The sequence below is a fragment of the Sphingobacterium thalpophilum genome, from assembly GCF_038396785.1.
GTDB classification, from domain to species: Bacteria; Bacteroidota; Bacteroidia; order Sphingobacteriales; family Sphingobacteriaceae; genus Sphingobacterium; species Sphingobacterium thalpophilum_A.
In genome coordinates this window covers 3,179,587-3,203,562 of record NZ_CP151087.1, presented here as the reverse complement: position 1 = coordinate 3,203,562, position 23,976 = coordinate 3,179,587, and the positions used below count along the sequence as shown (strand labels likewise).

Annotated in this window: 16 protein-coding genes; 12 read left to right on the top strand and 4 right to left on the bottom strand. The window is 40.3% G+C overall.

The window, feature by feature from the left end:
• Positions 1 to 93 precede the first annotated feature (93 nt).
• From AACH28_RS14205 to AACH28_RS14150, 12 genes are all read left to right on the top strand, one after another.
• Entirely contained in the window at positions 94 to 1,200 is a 1,107-nt protein-coding gene (locus AACH28_RS14205; protein ID WP_317668680.1) for an efflux RND transporter periplasmic adaptor subunit, read from the top strand.
• A 13-nt stretch (positions 1,201 to 1,213) separates the two neighbouring features.
• On the top strand, positions 1,214 to 5,764 hold the full coding sequence (locus AACH28_RS14200) for an efflux RND transporter permease subunit (protein WP_341830794.1): 4,551 nt from the start codon (positions 1,214 to 1,216) through the stop codon (positions 5,762 to 5,764).
• 164 nt (positions 5,765 to 5,928) lie between these two features.
• A complete protein-coding gene (locus AACH28_RS14195; RefSeq protein WP_341830793.1) occupies positions 5,929 to 7,557 on the top strand; it encodes a DUF6377 domain-containing protein in 1,629 nt (542 codons plus the stop codon).
• Between the two features lie 289 nt (positions 7,558 to 7,846).
• Complete coding sequence (locus tag AACH28_RS14190; RefSeq protein WP_341830792.1) at positions 7,847 to 10,792, top strand: TonB-dependent receptor; 2,946 nt, start codon at positions 7,847 to 7,849, stop codon at positions 10,790 to 10,792.
• Between the two features lie 11 nt (positions 10,793 to 10,803).
• Entirely contained in the window at positions 10,804 to 12,321 is a 1,518-nt protein-coding gene (locus AACH28_RS14185; protein ID WP_248932966.1) for a RagB/SusD family nutrient uptake outer membrane protein, read from the top strand.
• A gap of 79 nt (positions 12,322 to 12,400) precedes the next feature.
• Positions 12,401 to 13,873, top strand: a complete 1,473-nt coding sequence (locus AACH28_RS14180) for a glycoside hydrolase family 30 beta sandwich domain-containing protein (protein WP_341830791.1) — start codon at positions 12,401 to 12,403, stop codon at positions 13,871 to 13,873.
• 57 nt (positions 13,874 to 13,930) lie between these two features.
• Positions 13,931 to 15,268: a DUF5125 domain-containing protein gene (locus AACH28_RS14175; RefSeq protein WP_341830790.1), complete on the top strand. Its 1,338-nt coding sequence runs from the start codon at positions 13,931 to 13,933 to the stop codon at positions 15,266 to 15,268.
• A gap of 197 nt (positions 15,269 to 15,465) precedes the next feature.
• Positions 15,466 to 15,843 carry a hypothetical protein gene (locus AACH28_RS14170; protein ID WP_075990767.1) on the top strand — a complete coding sequence of 126 codons (378 nt, stop codon included), beginning with the start codon at positions 15,466 to 15,468 and terminating at the stop codon, positions 15,841 to 15,843.
• Between the two features lie 410 nt (positions 15,844 to 16,253).
• Complete coding sequence (locus AACH28_RS14165) at positions 16,254 to 17,159, top strand: hypothetical protein (protein ID WP_341830789.1); 906 nt, start codon at positions 16,254 to 16,256, stop codon at positions 17,157 to 17,159.
• A gap of 5 nt (positions 17,160 to 17,164) precedes the next feature.
• Entirely contained in the window at positions 17,165 to 19,153 is a 1,989-nt protein-coding gene (locus tag AACH28_RS14160; RefSeq protein WP_341830788.1) for a TonB-dependent receptor, read from the top strand.
• Between the two features lie 22 nt (positions 19,154 to 19,175).
• Positions 19,176 to 20,024 (top strand): MbnP family protein, encoded by an 849-nt coding sequence (locus tag AACH28_RS14155; protein WP_333886343.1) that lies wholly within the window; start codon positions 19,176 to 19,178, stop codon positions 20,022 to 20,024.
• Between the two features lie 146 nt (positions 20,025 to 20,170).
• Positions 20,171 to 21,193 (top strand): cytochrome c peroxidase, encoded by a 1,023-nt coding sequence (locus AACH28_RS14150; RefSeq protein WP_341830787.1) that lies wholly within the window; start codon positions 20,171 to 20,173, stop codon positions 21,191 to 21,193.
• 7 nt (positions 21,194 to 21,200) lie between these two features.
• Here AACH28_RS14150 and folP read toward each other — a convergent pair whose 3' ends face one another.
• From folP to AACH28_RS14130, 4 genes are read right to left on the bottom strand one after another with little or no spacing between them, the layout of a single operon-like run.
• Positions 21,201 to 22,043: a dihydropteroate synthase gene (gene folP / locus AACH28_RS14145; RefSeq protein WP_341830786.1), complete on the bottom strand. Its 843-nt coding sequence runs from the start codon at positions 22,041 to 22,043 to the stop codon at positions 21,201 to 21,203.
• A gap of 30 nt (positions 22,044 to 22,073) precedes the next feature.
• A complete protein-coding gene (locus AACH28_RS14140; protein WP_341830785.1) occupies positions 22,074 to 22,553 on the bottom strand; it encodes a DUF4920 domain-containing protein in 480 nt (159 codons plus the stop codon).
• Between the two features lies 1 nt (position 22,554).
• Entirely contained in the window at positions 22,555 to 23,133 is a 579-nt protein-coding gene (locus tag AACH28_RS14135) for an L-threonylcarbamoyladenylate synthase (protein WP_088159989.1), read from the bottom strand.
• A 24-nt stretch (positions 23,134 to 23,157) separates the two neighbouring features.
• On the bottom strand, positions 23,158 to 23,976 hold the full coding sequence (locus tag AACH28_RS14130; RefSeq protein WP_075990775.1) for a 2,3,4,5-tetrahydropyridine-2,6-dicarboxylate N-succinyltransferase: 819 nt from the start codon (positions 23,974 to 23,976) through the stop codon (positions 23,158 to 23,160).

The following is a 23,976-nucleotide window of genomic DNA, read 5'->3' as shown; positions in this document are numbered from 1 at the left end:
TAGAATTGCTGTAGCTCCCATCTAACACATTCTCCTAGCGACTGATTTTAAAATACCGTAGGAGGGTTTAACATTTTACATTTTTTATCGTTTATGAAGAAATTACTTTTACTGTGCCTTTTTGTGGGTATGGTTGGGATGCTGGCTTCATGCCATTCATCCAACGCTAACGCTGATCCGAAAGAAGAACTCAAAAATATTCCTGTAGTACCTTTAATGGTAATGGATACGACTGTTTATCAAGAATATATTGCGGATGTTCAAGCCTTAAAAAACGTCGAAATTCGTTCCAAATTGAATGGATTTTTGGATAAAATTTATGTAGACGAGGGCGCTTGGGTAAAGAAAGGCCAAATGCTGTTTAAGTATAATAATGAGGAATATCGTTCGGAATTAGCCAAGGCCAAAGCACAGTATGATAATGCCATTGCCGAAGCGCAAAAGATCAAGCTGGAAATGGAACGAACTCAAAAACTGGTTGACAAGAATATTGTAAGCTCTTCCGAATATAATTTATTGAAAATTCAATTAAAAGCGGCCAATTCTAAGATAGAAGAAGCCCGAGCTTTGGTTAATCAGGCACAGACAAGATTGGACTATACTGTTATACAGGCTCCTTTTGACGGCCGTATAGACCGTATCTTATTGAGAGAGGGCTCTTTATTGACAGAGGGTAGCTTAATTACGACGATCTCCGATTTAAGCAAAGTGAATGTTTATTTTGATATTTCTGAAAGGGAGTATCTGACACTTATGCGTGATAAGCTGGACGGTAAGGAAACGCAAAAATCGGTCAAGTTAATTTTGGCCAATGGTGAGCTGTATCCACACGAGGGAATTGCCCATTTGGTAGAAAGTGAATTTGAAGCTAATACTGGATCCATTGCCCTTCGGGTTCAATTTCCCAATGCCGAGCATATCTTAAAGCATGGCGCAACAGGTAAGATTGCGGTGCCAATGCAGACAGGGGAACATACCTTTGTACACCAAAAATCAGTATTTGAAATTCAGGACAAGACATACGTTTATACAGTACAGGCAGATAGTACCGTAAAAATGACACCTTTTACAGCGGGCCCGCGTGTGGGGCATTATTACATTGTGGATGGAGGTTTAGATCCCAACGCCAAGATTGTCTATGAGGGAGTACAGGGACTGCGGAGTGGAATGAAGATTAATCCAAAAATGAGGAAACTGTAGGGGAGGATAAATTATGTTTGAAACATTTATAAAACGACCCATATTGTCGTTGGTTATTTCGGTGTTTATTACACTTTTAGGACTTTTGGCTTTGTTTACATTGCCTATAACACAATTCCCGGATATCGTACCACCTTCGGTAGTCGTCAATGCCAACTATACGGGTGCCAATGCTGAAGTAAGTACAAATGCGGTAGCTATTCCCTTAGAGAAAGCAATCAACGGTGTAGCTGGGATGACCTACATGAATTCAGTATCTACCAATAACGGCAGCACGGTTATTCAAATCTTTTTTGAAGTTGGTACAGATCCAGATATTGCAGCTGTAAACGTACAGAATAGGGTAACTACTGTATTGGATGAACTCCCTGAAGAGGTCATCAAAGCAGGGGTAACCACCGAAAAAGAGGTCAACTCCATGCTGATGTATCTGAATGTTTTTACCGATGATGAAACCGCGGATGAAAGATTCATTTACAATTTCGCAGATATCAACATTCTAAAGGAACTGAAACGGATCGAAGGTGTCGGTCTCGCTCAGATTATGGGAATGCGTGATTATGCAATGCGTGTATGGGTTAAACCTGACCGTATGGCAGCTTATAATATCTCTACGGAGGATGTGGTGGCCGCATTACGAAAACAGAATATCGAGGCTGCCCCAGGACAAACCGGTATCAGTTCCGATAAAATGCGTAACATGCAGCAATATGTATTGCGTTATCCCGGTAAATTCACTGAAATTGAGGAATATGCCAATATACCTATTCGAGCGACTTCAACTGGTTCTATTATCCGTATAAAAGACGTAGCAGATGTTGAATTTGGTTCATTGGATTATGAAATGGTATCCAAAACTGATGGACGTCCATCCGCATCCATCATGCTAAAGCAATTGCCGGGATCAAATGCACAAGAGGTTATTCAGCGTGTAAAAGACCGCATGGCAGAATTGAAACAAACACAATTCCCGACCGGCATGACCTATACCATGGGTTATGATGTGTCGCGGTTTTTGGATGCTTCAATTTCTTCTGTCATCAAAACCTTATTGGAGGCATTTCTTTTGGTTTTTATCGTTGTATTTATCTTTTTACAGGATTTTAGGGCGACTATTATACCAATTTTGGCTGTACCAGTATGTTTGATTGGGGCATTATTTTTTATGCAGATGTTAGGTTTCTCAATCAACCTGCTGACCTTGTTTGCCTTGGTACTGGCCATAGGTATTGTGGTAGACAATGGAATTGTCGTCGTCGAGGCTGTATATGCAAAGATGGAAGAAGAACATCTTCAACCTATGGAAGCGACATTGGAGGCAATGAAAGAAGTCGGTGGCGCTGTTGTGGCCATTACGTTGGTGATGTCTGCTGTGTTTGTTCCTGTTGCCTTTCTTTCAGGGCCGGTAGGGATATTTTATCGTCAATTTTCGTTGACGCTCGCGGCTGCCATTGTTATTTCAGGTATCAACGCGTTGACATTGACGCCCGCTTTATGTGCGCTTTTCCTAAAATCGCCCCATGACCGTAAACCTTCGAATAACTGGTTGGACCGTTTCTTTAAAAAATTCAATGCCATTTATGACAAGACTGCCTTCGGCTATAAGGGAATTTTGGTAAAAACCAGTGCGCGACGTGGACTGACTCTCCTTCTACTTGGAGGATTCTTTCTAGCGACCTGGGGAAGTAGTGCCATCTTACCCTCAGGTTTTATTCCAACCGAGGATCAAGGAATGATCTATGTCGCTGTAACAACCCCACCGGGAGCAACCGTAGACCGTACAGAACGCGTTTTGGATAAAATTGACTCCGTATCACGGAAACTCGATGTTGTTGAAACAGTATCTACGTTGTCCGGTTATAGTATCATTACAGAAGTATCCGGTGCTTCTTATGGGATGGGAATGATTAACCTTAAGCCTTGGAAAGAACGTGATCAGAACGTAGCAGATGTCATTAAAGAATTACGTGATAAGACTAAGGATTTTGCGGATGCAGAGATTGAATTCTTTCCGCCGCCAACAGTCCCCGGTTTTGGTAACTCTTCGGGTTTTGAATTACGTTTATTGGACCGTAGCGGTAATGAGGATCTCAACAAGACGGCCGAGGTATTACAGAAGTTTATGGACGATATGGAAAAAAGTGATGTTCTTCAGGACATCAACTCCAGTTTTGATGTGAACTTTCCACAGTATATGCTGAAGGTGGACTACGATATGGCTGCAAAAAAAGGAATATCGGTGGAGAATGCCATGAATACGCTGCAGACCTTAATGGGAAGTCTTTACGCGACAAATTTCATCCGTTACGGACAGATGTATAAGGTCATGGTACAGGCTGGTCCCGAATATCGCCAAAGACCAGAAGATGTATTACGCTTATATGTGAAGAATGAGACGGGTGAGATGGTACCATACAATGCCTTTATTTCGATGGAAAGAATTTATGGTCCTGAACAAATTACCCGTTACAATATGTTTAGTTCAGCCATGATTACTGGACAGTCTTCAGCTGGTTTCAGCTCCGGGCAAGCTATCGAAGAAGTCGAGAAAATTGCATCATCTTTGCCGCAAGGGTATAGTATCGAATGGTCGGGGATGACTCGTGAACAGAAAATCTCCGGAAATCAGGCCTTGTATATTTTTGCACTCTGTCTTCTGTTTGTTTATCTGTTGTTATGTGCACAGTATGAAAGCTTTCTGTTGCCTTTACCTGTTTTGCTCTGTCTTCCGGCAGGGATCTTTGGTGCATTTATCTTCTTGAAAGTCTTTGGATTGGAAAACAATATCTATGCGCAGGTCGCATTGGTCATGCTAATTGGTTTGCTCGGTAAGAATGCGATCCTGATTGTGGAATATGCCAATTTGAAATATAAGCAGGGAATGGATATCGTGACCGCTTCAATCGAAGGAGCTGTTGCCCGTTTGCGTCCGATATTAATGACTTCCTTTGCATTTATTGCAGGTCTAATTCCCTTGATGATGGCCAGTGGAGCAGGAGCATTGGGTAACCGAAGTATCGGTACCGCTGCGGTGGGAGGAATGCTTATCGGAACCATACTCGGGGTAATTGTCATCCCGGGATTAGTGATCTTATTTTCAAAAAAAGACAACAAGAAACAGGTCGTTAAAAAAGCTTCTTTAGTCATAGCTGCACTTATTTTATTTGGTAGTTGCTCGGTTCCCAAAAAAACGCTTCAACCGGAGAAATTAAATGTACCGACTTCTTTTTCCAAACATCTTTCGCCAGATAGTTTAAATGTAGGAAGCCGGTCTTGGAAGGAAATTTTTAAAGATCCGAAGTTGGTTTCTCTAATTGATTCTGCGCTGCAGAACAATTTAGATATACGTCAATCCATTTTGCGGTTGGAATCTGCACAAGCGTATTTTAAACAACGGAAGGCGGCCTTGGGGCCAACTGTAGAGGCTGCAGTAGAAGGAGGAATTCGGAAATATGGGCATTATACAGAATCAGGAATAGGTAATTATGATTCAAATTTTTCGGAGAACTTGAAAAGTGATGAAAAATTGCCCGAACCATTTATCCCAGATTATTTTATAGGACTTCGTTCGTCCTGGGAGATTGATCTTTGGGGAAAGTTGAAGAGTCAAAAGCAGGCCGCTTATTTTAGCTTTTTAGCTGAGCAGGAAGGCAAGCGTCTATTAGAAACGGAATTGGTATCCAATATTGCGACAGCTTATTATGAACTAATTGCTTTGGATCAAAAGATAAAAGTATATAATCGGAATATTGAATTGCATAAGAATGCACTGGAAGTTGTTGAAGTAAAAAAAGATGCTGGTTATGCGACTGAGCTTTCTGTACAACAGTTTAAAGCGCTTTTGGCCAATTCTAAAGCTGCTAAAGAACAATTGATCCAAGAGATAGCACTTTGGGAACACCATATAAACGGTTTATTAGGACGTTTTTATCAACCTATTGTACGAAGTACATATGCTGAAAATGCGGATTTATATCATGCAATGCATTTTGGTACACCGGATGATCTCGTGAACCAACGTCCCGATATCAAGGCTGCTTATTTGAAAGTGATTGCCTCTTCGAATAATCAGGAAGCATCACGTTTGGCTTTTCTGCCTTCTGTAGCAATAAGTCCATTTATCGGATTGCAGAGCTTTAGCTTTAACAAGTTATTTAATTTGGATAAATCTATTGCTTATAACTTATTTGGCGGTATTACGCTTCCGATATTTAACCAAAGGCAACTGAAAACGCAGTACGAGATTGCAAAAGCGGACTATGGGATTGCTTTTTTGGATTATGAAAAAATGGTTCTGAATGCTTATAATGAGGTTTCTAATGTGATTATGACGCAAGAGGCAATAGGCAGACGACGTGGTTTTGTCGATGAGCATGTTCAAGCATTAAAGCTCTCTATCGAGGCCGCACAGGAACTATTTATTGCTGGACGGGTGACCTCTTTGGACGTCGTTACAGCCCAGAAGGAGTCGCTGGAAGCCCAAATCGGAAAAGTAGAATTGGAGAAAGAAAACACGTTAAACCAGATTCTACTATACAAAGCCTTGGGAGGAGGTTGGCAATAGGTTGCCATACATTAAAAAGAAAACTATTTTTCATGCGATAAAGAATTAATTTGTTAATTCTTGGACCCTTAACTGGGTCGGGGGAAGAGGCCGTCGGGAGACGTCCTCTTTTTTGTTGTTATTTTTATGTAGTTTAGTCTACACGATGTTGAACCGAGTTTATTATGTTGCAGCGCATTTTTCTTTTTATTCTTTTTGCTCATTTTAGTCTTTACCTATCTGCGCAAGTAGATTCCGATAGTACCCGGGTTTTGCAACGATTGGAATATTTGATGGAAAATCAGAAAATTTACATCAAGAACCGTGAAGATAAATTGGAGAAATTAAAACAGGAGGCCAAAGCATTAGAAAGTAATCCCGTTCAATTTTTGAAGAAGAACTACGAAATCTTTGAAAATTATAAGAAGTTTGATTCTGACGCAGCGCTTACTTATATTTTACTGTGTCAAAAGCTCGCTCCACCGAATAATGACTCCTTACAGGCGGTTATTCATCTCGATTTGGCCTGGGTGTATTCCACCGTCGGACGGTATATAGAAGCTTCACAATTGTTAAAGCAAGTTGAGCCCGCTCATCTTGGCCGGGATCTCCTGGCAAAATATTACGATACCTACAGCTCCTTTTATAGTCATTACGGTCAGAGCAATAATCGGTCAGAATATTACCAGGCAAGTGAAAAGTATCGTGATTCTCTGTTAACGGTACTACCAAAGTCTTCCTTGGAGTATCGTACAACCATCGCTATAAAAACACTTTTTAATGGTAACCGTGAGGATGCTAAAAAGCAATTGTTGGTCCTCTGGAATGAGAACAAAAAGGATATTGAGCAGCGCGCGCTGATCGCCTATTTTATGGGGCTCATTTATAAATATGAAAAGGATACAAAAAGTCAAATTTACTATCTTTCCATATCAGCCAGTGCAGATATTGAAATGGCTAATCGCGACAACGCATCTTTTCATGATCTGGCGCTAACGTATTACGACCAACAGGATTTCGATCGCGCTTTTCAGTTTATTGAAAAAGCCATAGACGATGCGATGTTATGTAAAGTGCGGTATCGCATTATTGAAGGTACCTCTTCTTATCCTATAATCAATGCCGCCTATCAGCAGAAAATCAGTAGTCAAAATCGACAATTGGTTGGACTGGTCATTATCGTCAGTATTTTATTGATCGGTGTCATTATTGGACTTGTCATTATCTATAGACAGGTGCAACATTTGAGAAGGATACGGTCGGAATTATCTGCCACAAATCAGCAGCTTCGCTCATTGAATAACGAAATTAACCAGACTAACCTTAAATTGTCGGAATCCAATCATATTAAAGAAGAATATATCGCCCAATTCTTTGACATGTGTTCGAGTTACATCGATAAAATGGAAGATATCAGAAAGGCATTACTGAAGAAAGCGACGAATCAGCAATGGGATGCGCTGCGGGAACAGTTAAAGTCAACGCAAATGGAAGAAAGGGAAGTGCAGCAACTTTATGTTAATTTTGATCGTATCTTCTTAAATCTATATCCAACCTTTGTTGATGAATTCAATGCACTCCTTCAGGAAGAGGAGAAGATCTATCCCAAAAAGACAGAGTTGTTAAATACCGAACTTCGGATTTTCGCATTGATTCGATTAGGGATCGATGATTCCGTGAAGATTGCAAGTTTCCTGCGATACTCGCTTCGGACGGTTTATAATTACAGAACAAAAGTACGTAATAAAGCCGCGGGAAATCGTGATGCTTTCGAGGCGGCTGTATGTCAGATTGCGGTGATCGACCGGGCATAAAATGTGCTATAATACCCGAAAATTAGCTATATTAAAGACAATTTTACGCTCCTTTAGGTACTTTTTAAGGGTGTGTTTTTTTTATAGTGATCTTGTTTTTAGTTATTTATGTTTTTTCTTCAGTACTTTTTAAGTACTAGCTCTTTTTTCTCCGTCTTGGTGATCTTAGTTTTGTTTTGAGCAATGAAGCAGGGGAAACTCATTGCCATTTTGGAATAACCAAAAGATTAAACAATAACCAATTTTTTTATTTCATATGATTTACTTTACACGAAAAGTTGCCTTTTCAATGGGGTTAGCTTTCTTGTTTACTTTGGTGAATTTGGTGTTTGCCCAAGACCGGATTCAAGTTAGTGGACGTGTCTTGGATGCCCAAGATCAGAAACCACTCTCAGGAGTAACCATTACACAAAAAGGAAGTAATAACGCAGTCTCCAGTAACGGAGATGGACGTTTTCAAATTTCAGCTAGCACGGGCAGTATACTCCAATTTACTTTTGTTGGCTACGACAGTAAAGAACTACCTGCCAACAGTACCATGATTGTCCAATTAAATTCATCAACCAATATGCTGGAGGATGTTATTGTAATCGGTTATGGTAGCGTGAAAAGAAAAGATGTCACGACTGCAATCTCTTCAGTTTCCACCAAAGACTTAGAAAAGAGACCCGTTACTAATTTTGGGCAAGCCATTCAGGGTAAAGCTGCCGGGGTCACTGTTATTCAGCCGAGTGGTCAGCCAGGTGCAGCACCTCAGATACAAATTCGCGGAATAACGTCTTTTAATAGTAATACCACTCCTTTGTATGTTGTTGATGGAGTTCCTGTGGAAGATATTAAGTTCTTGTCTCCTAATGATATCACGGATATTCAAATTCTAAAGGACGCGTCATCGGCAGCGATTTACGGCTCGCGTGGTTCGAACGGTGTTATCTTGGTTACGACAAAATCAGGAAAAGCCGGGGAAGCAAAAATTACACTGGGAACACAATGGACAGCCAATGTTGTCAATAACACGGTTAAAGTTTTAAATACCAGTCAATACAAAGATTTACAGGATGAAATAGGCATGATAAATCTGCCAGAGGGATTGTTGGATCAAACAGATTGGTTTAAAGAAACCTATAAGACGGGGATCCAACAAAATCATCAAATATCCGTTTCGGATGGCAATGAGAAGCTCCGTTATTATTTAGGAGGGGGATATTTGAACGAAAAAGGAACACTACAGGGATCCTTCTTTAGACGATATAATTTTCGTGCTAATATTGATAATCAAGTCCGAAAATGGCTAAAGGTAAATGCGAATATCAATTATTCCGATAACAATGATAATGGAATTACCTCAGGATTGGGTTCTAATCGTGGGGGCGTAGTTACATCGGTGATTACAACACCAACCTACGCGCCTGTATGGGATCCAACCAATCCGGATCGATTCTATAATAATTTCTATGGGATCAACAACATCACCAGTCCTTTGGAAAACCTAGCCCGGACAAGAAATAATAATAACCGCGAAAACCGACTTGTTGCCACAGGAAGTGCACTGATTTCTTTTATGCCTAATTTAACTTGGAAGACTGCGTTTTCATTGGATAGAAGATCAGGTGTGATGACCACCTTTTTGGACCCTTGGACAACAGCTTGGGGAAGAAACCAATTCGGGGAGGCTTCAGATATTCGTAATACAAATACCGTGTTGACTTGGGACAATTTCTTGACGTACACGAAGAGCTTTGGAAAGCATAATTTGGAAGTAATGGGCGGTTCGTCATGGACAGATTCCAAGTACTCCAGAAGCTATATCTATGGTTCAAACTATGCAAATGGAATCATTGAGACACTTAATGCGGCAAACAAAATCTCTTGGGATAGAACAGGATCTACAGCATCCAACTGGGGGATTATGTCCTATTTCGCCCGCGCAATGTATAACTACGATGGCAAGTATTTATTGACCGCAAATATGCGTGCCGATGGTTCTTCGAAGCTGAGTCCGGAACGTCGCTGGGGGTATTTCCCATCGGTTTCAGCTGCATGGAGAATCTCTTCTGAAGACTTTATGAAAGATGTAACCTGGATAAACGACTTTAAAATCCGTGGCGGATGGGGACAGACAGGTAATCAATATGGATTAGGTGATTATGCGTACCTGCAATTGAGTGGGATCCAACGTCAACAGTGGTTCGTTGAGGGAAAAGACAATTCATTGCCAAATATCAATAAGCCAACAATCTTAAGGGCGAAAGACTTGACTTGGGAAACGACAAGTACAACCAGTATTGGTTTTGATATCACGATGTTGAATAATCGACTCAGCATCAGTGCAGATTATTACAACAAGGATACGAAAGATCTTTTAATGAATGCAAGTTTGCCCGCAGGACAGCAAGCAACCACAATCCAAAGAAATGGTGGCAGGTTGAATAACCATGGTTTTGAATTTGCGGTAAATTCAAAAAATCTGACCGGAAACTTGACTTGGAATACCGATTTTAATATTTCTTTTAACAGAAATAAACTGAAACAACTGGATCTACAACAAGTGTACTACGATGTAAAGACAAACGATTATGTCAATGATTTTGTCGTGAAGAATGAGCCAGGAAGATCACTTGCAGGATTCTTCGGTTATATCTCTGATGGTGTAAACCCTGAAACTGGCGAGCTCATTTACCGCGACTTGAATGGCGATGGAAAGATTTCATCGAGCGACCGCACATATATCGGTAATCCTCTTCCAAAGTTTGTCTATGGTATGACAAACAGCTTCTCCTGGAAAAATTTCGACCTCAGTATATTTATTCAGGGAACTTACGGAAATGACATCTTCAATGCGAGCCGCATGGAAACAGAGGGCATGTATGATGGTCGAAATCAAACTACTGTTGTATTGGATCGTTGGCGGGTACCGGGACAGATTACCAACGTTCCGAAAGCTGGGTTTGACATGAAGAATTCAACCTATTTTGTTGAGGATGGTAGTTATTTGCGGATGAAAAATGTTTCCCTAGGCTATTCCATTTCTCCGGAGAGACTGAAACGTATTGGTATCCATAAAATTCAGCCTTATTTATCTGTAAGTAATCTATTTACCTTGACTAAATATTCCGGTATGGATCCCGAAGTGAACCAGTATTCCGGCGGATCTGATTCCAGAATCCAGGGTATTGATTGGGGAACCTATCCACAGAATCGTTCATTTGTTTTAGGTCTTAATATTGAGTTTTAATTGTCTGTATCATGAAAAAATATATAAGTAACGCTCTTTCTTTGCTAACCGGCTCTTTGTTTTTATTTTCTTGCTCTTTGAACCGTGATCCACTTTCAGATTATTCGGATGTTAGTCAAGGAAAGACAGAGACAGGAACGCAGATTGTTTTCAAGAACAAAGCCGAAGTTGAAACTTATTTGGCCGGAATTTACCAGCAGATGAAAGATCGGCAGGAACATTGGTATCTCGACCTCCTCTTGATTGGCGATTCGCACGCCGATAATTCCTATGCTGGAACAACCGGAGCGGAAGTTGTACCTTTTGAAAATAATTCTATTGAAGGGTCTAATTCTGTGGTTGACCGGGATTGGGGAAGATATCTGGAAGATGTTGGACGTGCAAATCGATTGATCATTTATGTGGATAGTGTCGCCGATAAATCGGTGAGCGATACAGAAATTAGGACTTATAAAGCACAAGCTAAACTATTCAGAGCATTGGCGATGTTTGATATGGTCCGTATATTCGGATCTATCCCTGTCATCACCACAATTGCACCCGATATTACCGGTGATAATGTCAATGAAGTTTATCCGCAATATTTTCCAAAACAAGCTACCGAAGAAGAAGCTTATAAGCAGATCGAAAAAGATTTGATGGATGGATTGGCTGATGCACCAGCCAACAATAATGGGAATAAAACTTTATTTACCAAATCCGTAGCACGAGCTATGCTGGCAAAGATCTATGCCGAAAAACCAATTCGCGATTATGCTAAGGTTATTCAATTTGTTGACGCATTGACTGCGGATGGTTTTGATCTGAATACCAATTACTCGGATTTATATGCAATGAATGCAAGCAACACCGATCTTGCGCAACGGAATACGAAAGAATCGATTTTGGAGGCACAGTTTACTTCAGGTGGAGGTAACTGGGCGACTTGGATGTTTGGACGGGATTTGTCCAATTATGATAATAACTTCACATGGGCAAAATGGATAACCCCATCACGGGATTTGATACAAGCATATACGAATGAAGGGGATCAGATTCGTTTGGGGCAATCTATTGTCTATTATTCCACTACTTGGAGCAACTATTATCCTTCCAATCATTATCCATTCATGTTTAAACTGCGGTCTGCATTTAATAGTATTGTCAAGCTTCGTTACGCAGATCTTTTATTGCTTAAGGCAGAAGCTTTAATTCAACAGGGATCAGATTTGTCCGGCGCAGCAGACATTATTGACAAAATTCGCACACGTGTTAAATTACCAAAATTGTCAACTGCGATACGTTCAAATAAGGATGCTTTATTAGATGCTTATTTGAAAGAACGTCGTCTGGAATTAGCCTTCGAAGGACAACGCTGGTTCGATCTTGTGCGCTTGGACAAGGTGGAATCTGTCATGAATGCGGTCTATGCAAAAGACGCTGGAAGAAAGGCACAGGTGTATCCCTTCACGAAGAACTCTTACCGTTTACCGATTCCGCAACCAAAAATTGATCAGAATCCTAATCTAGTTCAGAATCCGGGGTATTAATTGATTTAACAAGTGGAATCCCCCATCTGATGGATGGAGACAAATATATTAACAGATGAAACGTACTAATAAAAAAACTATGATATATACATTCTTGTTGTCCTGTCTAGTGACGGCAACATCTTGTAACCGTGACAGCTATACACCTTCGCAAGGTGATGAAATTAAAAAAAGTGGTGATGTTACCATTTATACGACGACAGGCAGTCGGTCTTTGGATTTTGGAAAGCGCTTTGTTGATTTCAGCTCCAAATTTAATATGTCGCCCAATACAATTACGCTAGATCCTACTAAGAAATTCCAGACGATGGACGGCTTCGGTGCAGCCATCACAGGCTCAACATGTTATAATTTAATGAAAATGAGTAAGGAAGATCGGACAAAATTCCTTACAGAGACTTTTTCAGATAAAGATGGAATGGGAATGAACTATATCCGTATTGCTATTGGATGTTCCGACTTCTCTTTGAGTGAATATACCTGTTGGGACAAAGAAGGAAAGGAAAATTTTGGATTGCAGTCTGAAGAGACCCAATATATCATTCCGGTGCTTAAAGAAATACTTGCTATCAATCCATCCATAAAAATCATGGGCTCCCCATGGACTCCACCGAAATGGATGAAGGTTAACAACCTAACTGATTTAAAGCCCTTTGATTCATGGACCAGTGGTCAGTTAAATCCAAAATATTATCAGGACTATGGTTGGTATTTCGTTCAATGGATCCAGGCACTGAAGAAAGAAGGCATTAATGTTTATTCGATTACTGTTCAAAATGAACCATTGAATAGAAAAAATTCCGCTTCGCTTTATATGTCATGGCAGGAACAACAGGCTTTTGTAAAACAAGCTTTGGGCCCGCAATTAAAAGCGGCTAACTTATCAACAAAGATTTATGCATTTGATCATAATTATAATTATGATAATATTGCCGATCAGTCTGATTACCCAGTAAAGATTTATAACGATGCCGGAGCAGCGTCATTCTTCGCCGGAGCGGCGTACCATAATTATGGTGGGGATAAAGCTGAACTTATCGATATTCATAATCAACGCCCAGACAAGGAATTGGTATTTACGGAAACATCCATTGGGGAATGGAATGATGGACGCAATCTTGAAAAACGTTTGATGGAGGATATGCGTGAAGTGGCTCTCGGTACAGTGAACAATTGGAGTAAGGGTGTCATAGTATGGAACCTGATGCTTGATACTGACAAAGGGCCAAATCGCGAAGGTGGCTGCCAGACATGTTATGGCGCCGTGGACATTAGTAAGGCAAATTATAAAAATATAACACGTAATTCACACTACTATATTGTTGGTCATCTTTCCTCGGTGGTCAAATCAGGGGCTACTAGGATTGGTACTTCTGGGTATACAGCAGAAGGGCTAGTTTATACAGCCTTTCAAAATACAGATGGGACCTATGCTGTTGTTCTGTTAAACGAATCAGGCGATAGTCGTAAAATCACTGTCGCAGACGGTAAACATCATTTCAGCTATGATGTGCCAGCTAAGTCGGTTGTTTCTTACCGTTGGACCTATTAACTGGAGGATGATAAACCCTAAGCGCTATCGCGTTGATAGCGCATAAATTATGAACAAATGAAAAGATATCTCATCAATATACTATTGGGAACTGCTGCTATTACTGCAGTTAATTCCTGTAAAAAGGATGAAAAATATACCTATCAAATAGGGGATCCTAAAATCGAATTGAAATCGCCTATCTCGGCTGCAAATTTTGGGGATAGTCTCGAGTTTCAGGTCCATGTGTCGGATAGTGAAGTTGCGCTGTCTACTGTTAAAGCACAATTGTATTTTACAGACGACAAGGTAACAGAAACCGTTATCCGTACCAAACAAAATGGAGACTATGCTGGAAAGATTTATGTTCCGTTTCTGAAAGATATTCCCGATGGAAAAGCAACCCTTAAGTTTGTCTTACAGAATATTAGCCAAAAAATAACGGAACAATCTTTTGATATTAATCTGAGCAGACCCGACTTTCCATATTTAACTTTAGTCACAGAATCCAAATCCTATCGCATGGAAAAGGTAGGACGTAATCAATATGCGGCAAAAGAAAATTTTGCAGCTGAGGTAAAAGGCTATATTCAAGCGCCAAAAGTAGGTACACAAGGTAATGCGATGAATTTTGGTTGGGTCAATAATGTTATTAACTTGGGGTCTACCGCTGAAATTCCTTTTTCAAATTCGACTTCTGGTGTATACCCGATTCAATTTAATACATTAACATTTCAGGCATCTCCATTTATTGTTGTACTGCTAAATGGATCGCAGTTCAGTCGACTGGATGATAAACATGCTAAAGTTGAACTCGAACTGGCCCAAGGGAAAACGACGACTTTTGAAGGGATTGCGGATCTGCAAGATTGGTGGATCGATCCAGATTTCTTTACCAAAGCGGCCGATGGAACTCTATCGTTTAAAGGATCAACTGGAAAATACCGTGTTACCGCAGACTTTAACTTAAAATACTTTGTAGTTGAGGCGATGACAGGCAATGATTTGGCAAAACTCCAAGATGATGGATCTGGGGCTGTCTGGATTATCGGTGAGGGAATTGGAAAGCCTAAAGTATCCAGTAACCAGGTGGGCTGGAACACGGATAAAGCACTTTGTCTGGTGCCGCTAGGTAACAAGAAATACCAGATAACTGTTAAGGCAGGAGAGTCTATAAAATCCGATAACATCAACTTCAAATTTTTCCATCAAAAAGGATGGGGCGGTGAATTTGGTGGTACAGATGTGACAACCTCAAGTGATATCGTCTTTGTGGGTGATGGCAATAATGGTCGTGATTCAGGCAATCTGGGTATCAAAACCGGCAAAGTTTTAGAGGCAGGTAAAACCTATGTTTTTACATTGGATTTAACTGCCGGCAATAAGAAAGCGGTTTTGACGGTTGCGTCAAAATAATTAAAATTGAGTTTTATAAGTCCTAGGTAGTAGTCTGCCTAGGACTTTTTCTTTTAAATAGCATTTGTTTATTCCAAGATTCATTTGTTATATTTGCCCAAACTCAAAACGAATTAGCATGAGCTCGATTTGGTAAGTTTACAAGATCAAGAAGTAATCTTAACGAGGTAAGCTGCTATTGAGGATAAAATATTCGAATGAAAATTAGACTGTTTATATGGATTCTATTACCCTTGATGCTCCTGCAGAGCTTCTCAACGGTATGGCTATGGACCGTCTTCGAGTTGAATCGAGATTATATCGCACGTTACGAATGTATCAATCGTTTTAACGATAATGCGCTTGCCTGTCGAGGCCAGTGTATTTTGATGAAGAAAATGCGCGAGCATGAGGAAAAGGAACAAAAAAATCTTGAATTACGTATTATTGATGTTGTTTTTATAAATAATACACAAGATTTTACTTTTAAAAACACGGCTCTTTATGAAGACACTGTGGAGCGCCTGCTTCCAGTATATAAAGAAGATTATTCCTATAATCCCATTTTTACAATATTTCACCCCCCTTTGGTTTAAATCCAGTTAATAATTTATTTGATTAAGTAGTCGATCACTTAAGATGGATTATAAGGTATGCTAAGATTTCCTTCGCGTTATAATTGCGCTGTGAAACTGCTTTTAGTGATGCTTTGTCCATAAAATCGATCTTTCGGTTAAGCTATTTATTCAATAACGATTTATTTCAATGAAACCTTCCTAATTATTTGGGCTACATCGCGGTGTGGATCCGAATCATTTGAATATTGATAATAGCTAATACTGTTTAAGATCAGTATGATGGTTTCATTTCGCTAGAAGTTGAATGGAGCGCATCTATACGATGAAATATATCCGTTCGTCACAATAGGATATCATTTTGATTTATTGCGTGAGTTCCTGAGCTCACGCAATAAATCGGATAGCTTCCTAACAAATGAAAATTATAGATGAGAGATTTATTTATAAAAAAAGTGGTTTTTTATAGCGCGATTATATCCTTTCTCCTAATTGCTTGTACAAAGGAGAAAACAGACTATGAGGCAGAGCGGGGAAATACTGTGGCAGAGAATACAGAGTTTAAAGCGGTTACAAGCCTTGTTTTGTCAGGCTATAGTATTCGTGTTGAGGCCTTAGGTGGGGTATTGTATCGCGGTTATAATGATATCCGCGTGATAATCAATAAGCAGCAAAATAACGAACCCGTAGCGGTTTCCTCAGTCAAATTGCTGCCAGTTCAAACCAATTTGGAAGGAATGAAAATTGGTTGTCCGCACCAGTCCGAAATGGACTACACGTTGGATGGTCGCCACTTTTCGGGTTACAGTGTGTTTACAGATGAAAGCTCTGCGGCAGCAAACTGGAGTTTGGAAATCGATTTTACAATTGGCGGACAGACCTTCACCGCTACACAGCATGTAACTGTGAAGCCGCAGGTAAATAAAAACCGTAACATAGCCACTTTCACCGGGAAAGATGGCGAACAGTATTTAATCGCCTTGATTGCTCCTTGGAAACCAACTGTTGCTGAAAATAAACTGGTCGCCGGGATTTATAAGTTGGACGATGCACAATTGTCTTATACGACAGTCAATGGATATACCTTACAATTGGATCCGCGTATGCCTGAACCTTCGATGGGCAACCATTCATCGCCCAATAATAAGGACTTGGTACAACAGGCCGACGGATTGTACCATGGCGTTGTGAATTACACCATGACAGGTAACTGGACATTGAATTTTATTTTGGTCAACCAAAATGGAAGGGTAATAGCAGGGACAGAAGTGCCCAAGGACTTTACACCGGGGGTAGAAGGTCGTAAAAGTGAGTTATACATTGATATCCTATTCTAGAGGCTATGAGGAAGATAAGTATTATTCTCTTTATGTTGTCTTTGGGATGGAACGTACACGGACAAAACAATCCTATTACCCGTGATACAACGAGGCGTCTAGCCGAGGTTACAGTCAATGCAGCTGCCAAAAAGAGGATTGAAAACGATCTGAAGATGACAGTTTCTGTGGATGAATATTTGGCTTCTGCAAGTAATATCAGCTTCATAAAACGCGGTGCCTATGCTTGGGAACCCCTGCTCAATAATATGAGTAGTGAGCGTTCGACAATTACGATCGATGGGATGCATGTCTTTGGAGCATGTACGGATAAAATGGACCCGATAACCTCGTATGTAGAAAGTAATAACCTTGCTGCAATAGATATTAAATCTGGGCAGGAAGGTAATCTGCATGGTGCTACGGTCGCTGGCAGTATAGATCTAAAAAGAAGGAATACCGCGTTTGGTCTGCAGAAAAAAATTGGCGGAGCCTATCAGACAGGTTTTGAATTCAATAATAAGCAGACTTTCAATCTTGGGAATTTATATTACTCAAGTGACAAATTTGTGGCAGATGGAAGTATTGCCTTCCGGAAGGCGGGAAATTATTATGATGGAAATGACGATGAAGTACGGCATTCGCAATATAATAAATTCAATGCGTCGTTGGGCTTGGCCTATAAAACAAGTCCGCTTTCTGCTGTTCGGGTAGATGCTATTTTTGATCGTGCAAAAAATGTGGGATTTCCTGCTTTGCCAATGGACTTATCCTTATCCAGAGCGATTATCACTTCCGCGGCATACAAACAGTTGTTTGAAGAGGGTTTGGTAAAGGTATGGGACACCAAAGTTTATTTTAATGCAGTTGAGCACTATATGGATGATACGACCCGTCCGGAAAATTTGGTCCATATGGATATGCCAGGCTGGAGTACGACCTACGGTCTTTTATCTAAAATTAATCTGCAGAAAGACCGCTATTCTTCGGAAATACAGGTAAATGCTTATGATAATCTATCGATAGCTGAGATGCGCATGTACCCGCAGGATCGATCCAAACAGACTATGTTTGCCTATAGCTGGCCATGGGTGACCACCCGTTTTGCGAGTGTAGCCATGAATAACGCGTTGGATCTTTCTGATATCAGTAGACTTGTCTTTGGAGGTTCTTTGGGTTTGAACTATAACTATTCGAAATACGTTGAATTCAACTGGATTTTCCATCCTGGTTCTCCTCAGAAGAAAAATAGAATTCTGCCGAGCCTACATGCTAGCTATCAGTTAAATATTGGTCAGTTTGACTTTTCCCTAGGAACAGGGTTTGGGCATCGTGCTCCTTCTGTTTCGGAAGCGTATGGTTATTACATTTATAACAGTTTCGATCGGTATGACTATATCGGAAATCCGGATTTAAAAAATGAAGTCTCTTATGAAGCCAATGCCAGTGCCGGATTTAAGACCGAAAAGTTAAGCATTGGGGCCAAGGCCAATTATTTCTTTATCCAAGACTACATTATTGGCCGGATTTTGAGTTTGGGTAGCCCGATGAACTATCAATCGGTAGGCGTGAAAGGCTATACCTCTTTAGATCATGCGACTCTGTTTAATCTGGCACTCAATGCGCAATATCAAGTTTTGCCAGGTCTAGATTGGAAAGTCGTACTTACCTATGCCAGAGGGCAAGACAATATGGGCGGAAACCTGCCTTTTATACGTCCCTTAAGTTATCAAACATCACTGCATTACCGATACAAAATGATCGGTGTGCAAACTTCAATGAACGGGGACTTTAGCCAGGTCAATTTTAGCCCTGAATACGGAGAGGACCAAACTGCATCCTATAAGATATGGAATGTTTCGGCAGACTATAACTTCACTATTGGAAAATTGAATGCAATGTTTCAGGTTGGTGCGGAGAACCTCTTCAATGAATACTATAGTACCTATGCAGATTGGGGAAATATACCACGCATGGGTAGGAATATTTTTACATCCTTAAAAATCAATTTTTAAATACCTTAAAACTTAGAATAAAATGATAAACAATGCAATTAAGCTCCTGATGATTTCTTTGGTTATGGTTTCTTGTAGCAAAAGTGAAGATGTCGCCAACAGTGTTAACTTACATTTCAACAATACATTTAAAAATACAACAATTGTGCTGGGTAGTGCAGATTCACCAGCTGCCTCAACAAATACATCAGCCAGTGGGCAACTGCATCAGTTTTCTGAGCTGAAGTATGTAATTAGCAATATCAGACTGATTAAAGCCGATGGATCTGAAATCCCTTATAATGTAAATGATCTGGATAAAGGGGCTACAGTAATTGATCAGGCGAAAGCGGCAACTTTAAATTATGTACTGAGTAATATACCTGTTGGCGAGTATAAACAGATCAAATTCGGCTTGGGGGTAAAACAGGAAATAAATACATTGGATCAGTTAAGATTCCCAGTGTTTTATGCAACAGCTGGGGCCAACGATACTAAAATGCATTGGGAATGGGGGACAGGTTACCGATTTACGAAATTGGAAGGCTTTTATGATGCAGATCATAAAGAGTTATCTATTCACACTGGAAGTACGATCAACGGAACAAATGGTGATGAATCCACTTATAAACAGGGGGTCGATGCTTATCGGGATATTACGTTGAATTTACCTTCCTTAGTTACTGTTGGAAAAAGTGTACCACAGATCAATATCAGGGCGGATTTCGATAAGCTCTTAAGCGGAAAAACGAATACCATCACACTGGGTGCCAACAATGCTGTGCCTAGTATTCATTCGGCAGTCGAAATGGTCAAATTTGTTGATAATCTTGGCGGTAACGGTAGCAGTGATACAGCTGGAATGTTCACTGTTGAGAGCGTTTCTAATTAAATATTACGTAAATGGCTATGATCTTGAATGGGATTGTAGCCATTTGCTGAAAATACGTTATGCATAAACAAAAGAACGCAGTCTGATTGTATCATCACTTTCGAATGCATTTTGAATATTCATCAGCCATTGATAAAAATAAAAGGATGAAAAAAGTCATCTTAATCCTGACAGTTATAGTAATTGCTTTATCCTGTAGTAGGGATGATATCGTTGAATCTACGCAGGAAGACAACCCCACAGTCACGTTCAGTATTCCTACGGATTTTCCGAGTCTGAATAATGCATTTAATAGCAATAAGCCAACAAATTTTGGTGTTGAATTGGGTGAAAAACTATTTCATGAGAAAAGATTCAGTGGAAATAATACGATATCATGTGCCAGTTGCCATAATCCCTCATTGGCTTTTTCCGATGGAAAAATGCAGGCAGTGGGTATAGATGATCGCATCGGATTTCGGAACACGCCACCTTTGCAGAATTTGGCTTTTATGAAATTTTATAATTGGGATGGCAATATACTTGAACTGGAAAAGCAACCTTTAGTGCCAATTATCACGCATGAGGAGATGAACTCTTCTATTCTGGAGGTTATCGGTAAAATTAATGGGGATTTTGACTACAAAGTATTGTTCAAGAAGGCTTTTGGCGACGAGAATATTACACCTGAACGAATTTATAAAAGTATTGCGCAATATGAGTATACCTTAATTTCGGCCGACAGTAAATATGATCAGGTAAAACGAGGTGAAGGGGAGCAATTCACGATCGATGAAGAACGGGGATATCAGCTGTTTAAGTTGAAATGTGAAAGCTGCCATGCAACAGAATTATTTACCGATCAGAGTTTTAGAAATGTAGGGTTTCCTTTAAATAAACATCCAGACGAGGCCGGGCGAGCACGTATCACAGGTATTGAAATGGACTATATGGCTTTTCGGGTACCTTCTTTAAGAAATGCGGAATATACAGCGCCTTATGGAAGTTTTGGGCAGTTCCCAACGTTAAAATCTGTCCTGGATTATTTTGACAAAGGTGTTTTGGATGCAGCTAACCTTGATCCGATTCTTAAAGAAAATGGAAAAAGAATTCCTATGACAGAAGAAGAAAAGGAAGCGATCATCGCTTTTATTAAAACATTAAGTGATCCGAAATTTGTAGGCAAATAATGCTGATTTACGAATAGAAGAGATCAACCAATTGCTTCGCTTCCTTTACATCATGTACGCGGAGAATTTGTACACCTCTTTCGAGAAGTAGCGTATTTAAAGCAGTGGTGCCGTTTAAAGCTTCCTGGGCAGTGATTCCGATTTTTTTATAAATCATGGATTTACGGGATATTCCGCCCAAAATTGGTAATTCAAAGTAATGAAGTTCATTGACACGATAGAGTAACTCATAGTTTTGTTCCACTGTCTTTGCAAAACCAAATCCCGGATCAAGAATAATGTCTTTCACCCCCATACTTCTTAGCGTTGCAATGCGGTCACCTAAAAAGGTGGCGACGTCAGTTACAATATCGTTGTAATCGGTTTTTTCCTGCATATTTTCGGGAATACCGCGCATATGCATGAGAATATACGGAACTTGATATTTTGCTACCGTGGCGAACATGTTATCGTCGAGCGTACCTCCCGACACATCATTTATGATGTGCACTCCCGCATCGATGGCAGCAGCAGCAACATCAGCTCTAAACGTATCGATCGACAAAATAGCATCAGGAAACGCTGCTTTAATAGCTCGGATAGCGGGAAGAGCTCGATCCATTTCCTCCTGTGATGAGATCAATGGAGCACCTGGACGTGAGGAATAGGCGCCAATATCAAGAATTTGAGCACCTTCAAGCAATAGCTTCTTTGCTTTCTCTACCGCAAGTTCGACGGTTGTATTGTCGCCACCATCATAAAATGAATCTGGAGTCACATTGAGTATCCCCATAATAATGGGCTTTTCGAAAGCCATTAAGGTACCATCGACCAGTATGGAATGACAGGGTGAAGGCTGGAATATTTTCATCAGAACAATGCTAGGCTTGGTGAGAAGGGCTTATTTGACAACCAAAACGCCGTCGGCAATAATGCTAATATCTTTTTTAGGTTGAGTAATCTGATCTATTTCAGCCTGTGATTTACCCAGATCCTTTGCCGCATGTTGTAACGACGCTACAGAAACTTCTTTTTTCTTCGCAATACCCTCGACAACAACCGTTTTACCGACAATGTCTGCTGGCATGAAGAAACCATAGTCCTTAAAACGAACGGTAATAGGCTCTTCACCTTCCCGTTGCAACGTCATGAAATAGCCTTTTTTCTTACATACCTCAACGACCTTACCGGCTACCTTTCCGTTGAATGCGTTCTTTTGCGTAAGTTCTTTTTCAAGCTTTGCTACTGAAATCGCATTGGTCGCAGAGATTTCTTTGCCATATTTTACGCCTGGTTTGGCGGCGGGAATATCCTTTTGCTGCGCAAAAGATAAATTGGTAACAGCAAATGCTAATGCAAAAAATAAAACGATCTTTTTCATGCTATTTTCTAATAAATTCAAATTTACCACTTGGGTCCAGCTTCATGACAGTAGATGATTTTCCATCTGTTGTTACGTCTCTGTCATAGGCGACAATATAGTCTACCCCATCTTTGATGGCATCAGATATTTCATCAAAATCTTTCGCCGTTGGTTCACCACTGATATTTGCTGAAGTTGAAATTATCGGTTTGCGAAACCGTTGTAAAAGTTGTTCACAAAAAGGGTGCTTGACAATTCGAATGCCAATTGAACCGTCCTCAGCAATCGCATTGGGCGCAAGATTTTTGGCATTCGAATAGACAATTGTCAAGGGTTTTTCGGTGTATTCAATAAGTTGATAAGCCACATCCGGGATTTCATTTACATAACTCGCCAATTGATTGTCGTTGTGTAAAAGGACGATCAGACTTTTGGATTTATCTCTTCCTTTCAGCTGGAAAACTTTCTCCACGGCATCAGGATTGGTGGCATCACAACCGATCCCCCAAATGGTGTCGGTGGGGTATAGAATTAATCCGCCGTTTTTTAACGTCTCCAAGGCCTTATTCAAATCCTCACGATCTACGAATGCACTCATCTTATCTTTATACTAGTTTTAACTTTATACAGCTACATTATGATCACGTAGTGCATCATTTAATGAAGTCTTTTTGTCTGTAGACTCTTTACGTTGACCAATGATCAAAGCGCAAGGAACTTGATATTCCCCTGCCGCAAATTTTTTGGTGTAAGAACCCGGGATAACAACAGAGCGGGCAGGTACATAACCTTTATATTCTACTGGTTGAGGTCCCGTAACGTCGATAATTTTTGTTGACGCTGTCAATACCACATTAGCACCTAATACAGCCTCTTTTTCTACACGAATGCCTTCTACTACGATCGCTCTTGAACCGATAAAAACATTGTCCTCAATAATAACCGGGGCTGCTTGTACCGGCTCCAATACACCTCCAATTCCGACGCCGCCACTTAAGTGTACATGTTTCCCAATTTGCGCACAAGAGCCAACAGTTGCCCAGGTATCCACCATGGTACCTTCGTCTACATAAGCACCGATATTAACGTAAGAAGGCATCATAATCACTCCTTTAGCCAAATATGCACCTAAACGAGCAGAAGCCCCTGGTACAACACGTACTCCAGTGTGCTTGTAGTCTGTCTTTAATTTCATTTTATCATGAAACACAAAAGGACCTGCAGTCATTTCGCGCATATCATTGATTGGAAAATATAAAATAACAGCTTTCTTAATCCAGTCATTGACGTGCCATCTTGTACCGATCATTTCAGCGACGCGGATTTCACCGCTATCTAATTTCATGATAACAGCGCGGATGGCTTCTGTATATTCTTTATATTCTAATAATTGCCTATCTTCCCAAGCTTCCTCAATCAGTTTTTTAAGTGGCTCTACCAT

Bases quoted from the DNA above. Each gene is read 5' to 3' on its own strand.
- AACH28_RS14205 (WP_317668680.1), top strand. From the start codon at position 94: ATGAAGAAATTACTTTTACTGTGCCTTTTTGTGGGTATGGTTGGGATG.
- AACH28_RS14200 (WP_341830794.1), top strand. From the start codon at position 1,214: ATGTTTGAAACATTTATAAAACGACCCATATTGTCGTTGGTTATTTCG.
- AACH28_RS14195 (WP_341830793.1), top strand. From the start codon at position 5,929: ATGTTGCAGCGCATTTTTCTTTTTATTCTTTTTGCTCATTTTAGTCTT.
- AACH28_RS14190 (WP_341830792.1), top strand. From the start codon at position 7,847: ATGGGGTTAGCTTTCTTGTTTACTTTGGTGAATTTGGTGTTTGCCCAA.
- AACH28_RS14185 (WP_248932966.1), top strand. From the start codon at position 10,804: ATGAAAAAATATATAAGTAACGCTCTTTCTTTGCTAACCGGCTCTTTG.
- AACH28_RS14180 (WP_341830791.1), top strand. From the start codon at position 12,401: ATGATATATACATTCTTGTTGTCCTGTCTAGTGACGGCAACATCTTGT.
- AACH28_RS14175 (WP_341830790.1), top strand. From the start codon at position 13,931: ATGAAAAGATATCTCATCAATATACTATTGGGAACTGCTGCTATTACT.
- AACH28_RS14170 (WP_075990767.1), top strand. From the start codon at position 15,466: ATGAAAATTAGACTGTTTATATGGATTCTATTACCCTTGATGCTCCTG.
- AACH28_RS14165 (WP_341830789.1), top strand. From the start codon at position 16,254: ATGAGAGATTTATTTATAAAAAAAGTGGTTTTTTATAGCGCGATTATA.
- AACH28_RS14160 (WP_341830788.1), top strand. From the start codon at position 17,165: ATGAGGAAGATAAGTATTATTCTCTTTATGTTGTCTTTGGGATGGAAC.
- AACH28_RS14155 (WP_333886343.1), top strand. From the start codon at position 19,176: ATGATAAACAATGCAATTAAGCTCCTGATGATTTCTTTGGTTATGGTT.
- AACH28_RS14150 (WP_341830787.1), top strand. From the start codon at position 20,171: ATGAAAAAAGTCATCTTAATCCTGACAGTTATAGTAATTGCTTTATCC.
- folP (WP_341830786.1), bottom strand. From the start codon at position 22,043: ATGAAAATATTCCAGCCTTCACCCTGTCATTCCATACTGGTCGATGGT.
- AACH28_RS14140 (WP_341830785.1), bottom strand. From the start codon at position 22,553: ATGAAAAAGATCGTTTTATTTTTTGCATTAGCATTTGCTGTTACCAAT.
- AACH28_RS14135 (WP_088159989.1), bottom strand. From the start codon at position 23,133: ATGAGTGCATTCGTAGATCGTGAGGATTTGAATAAGGCCTTGGAGACG.
- AACH28_RS14130 (WP_075990775.1), bottom strand. From the start codon at position 23,976: ATGGTAGAGCCACTTAAAAAACTGATTGAGGAAGCTTGGGAAGATAGG.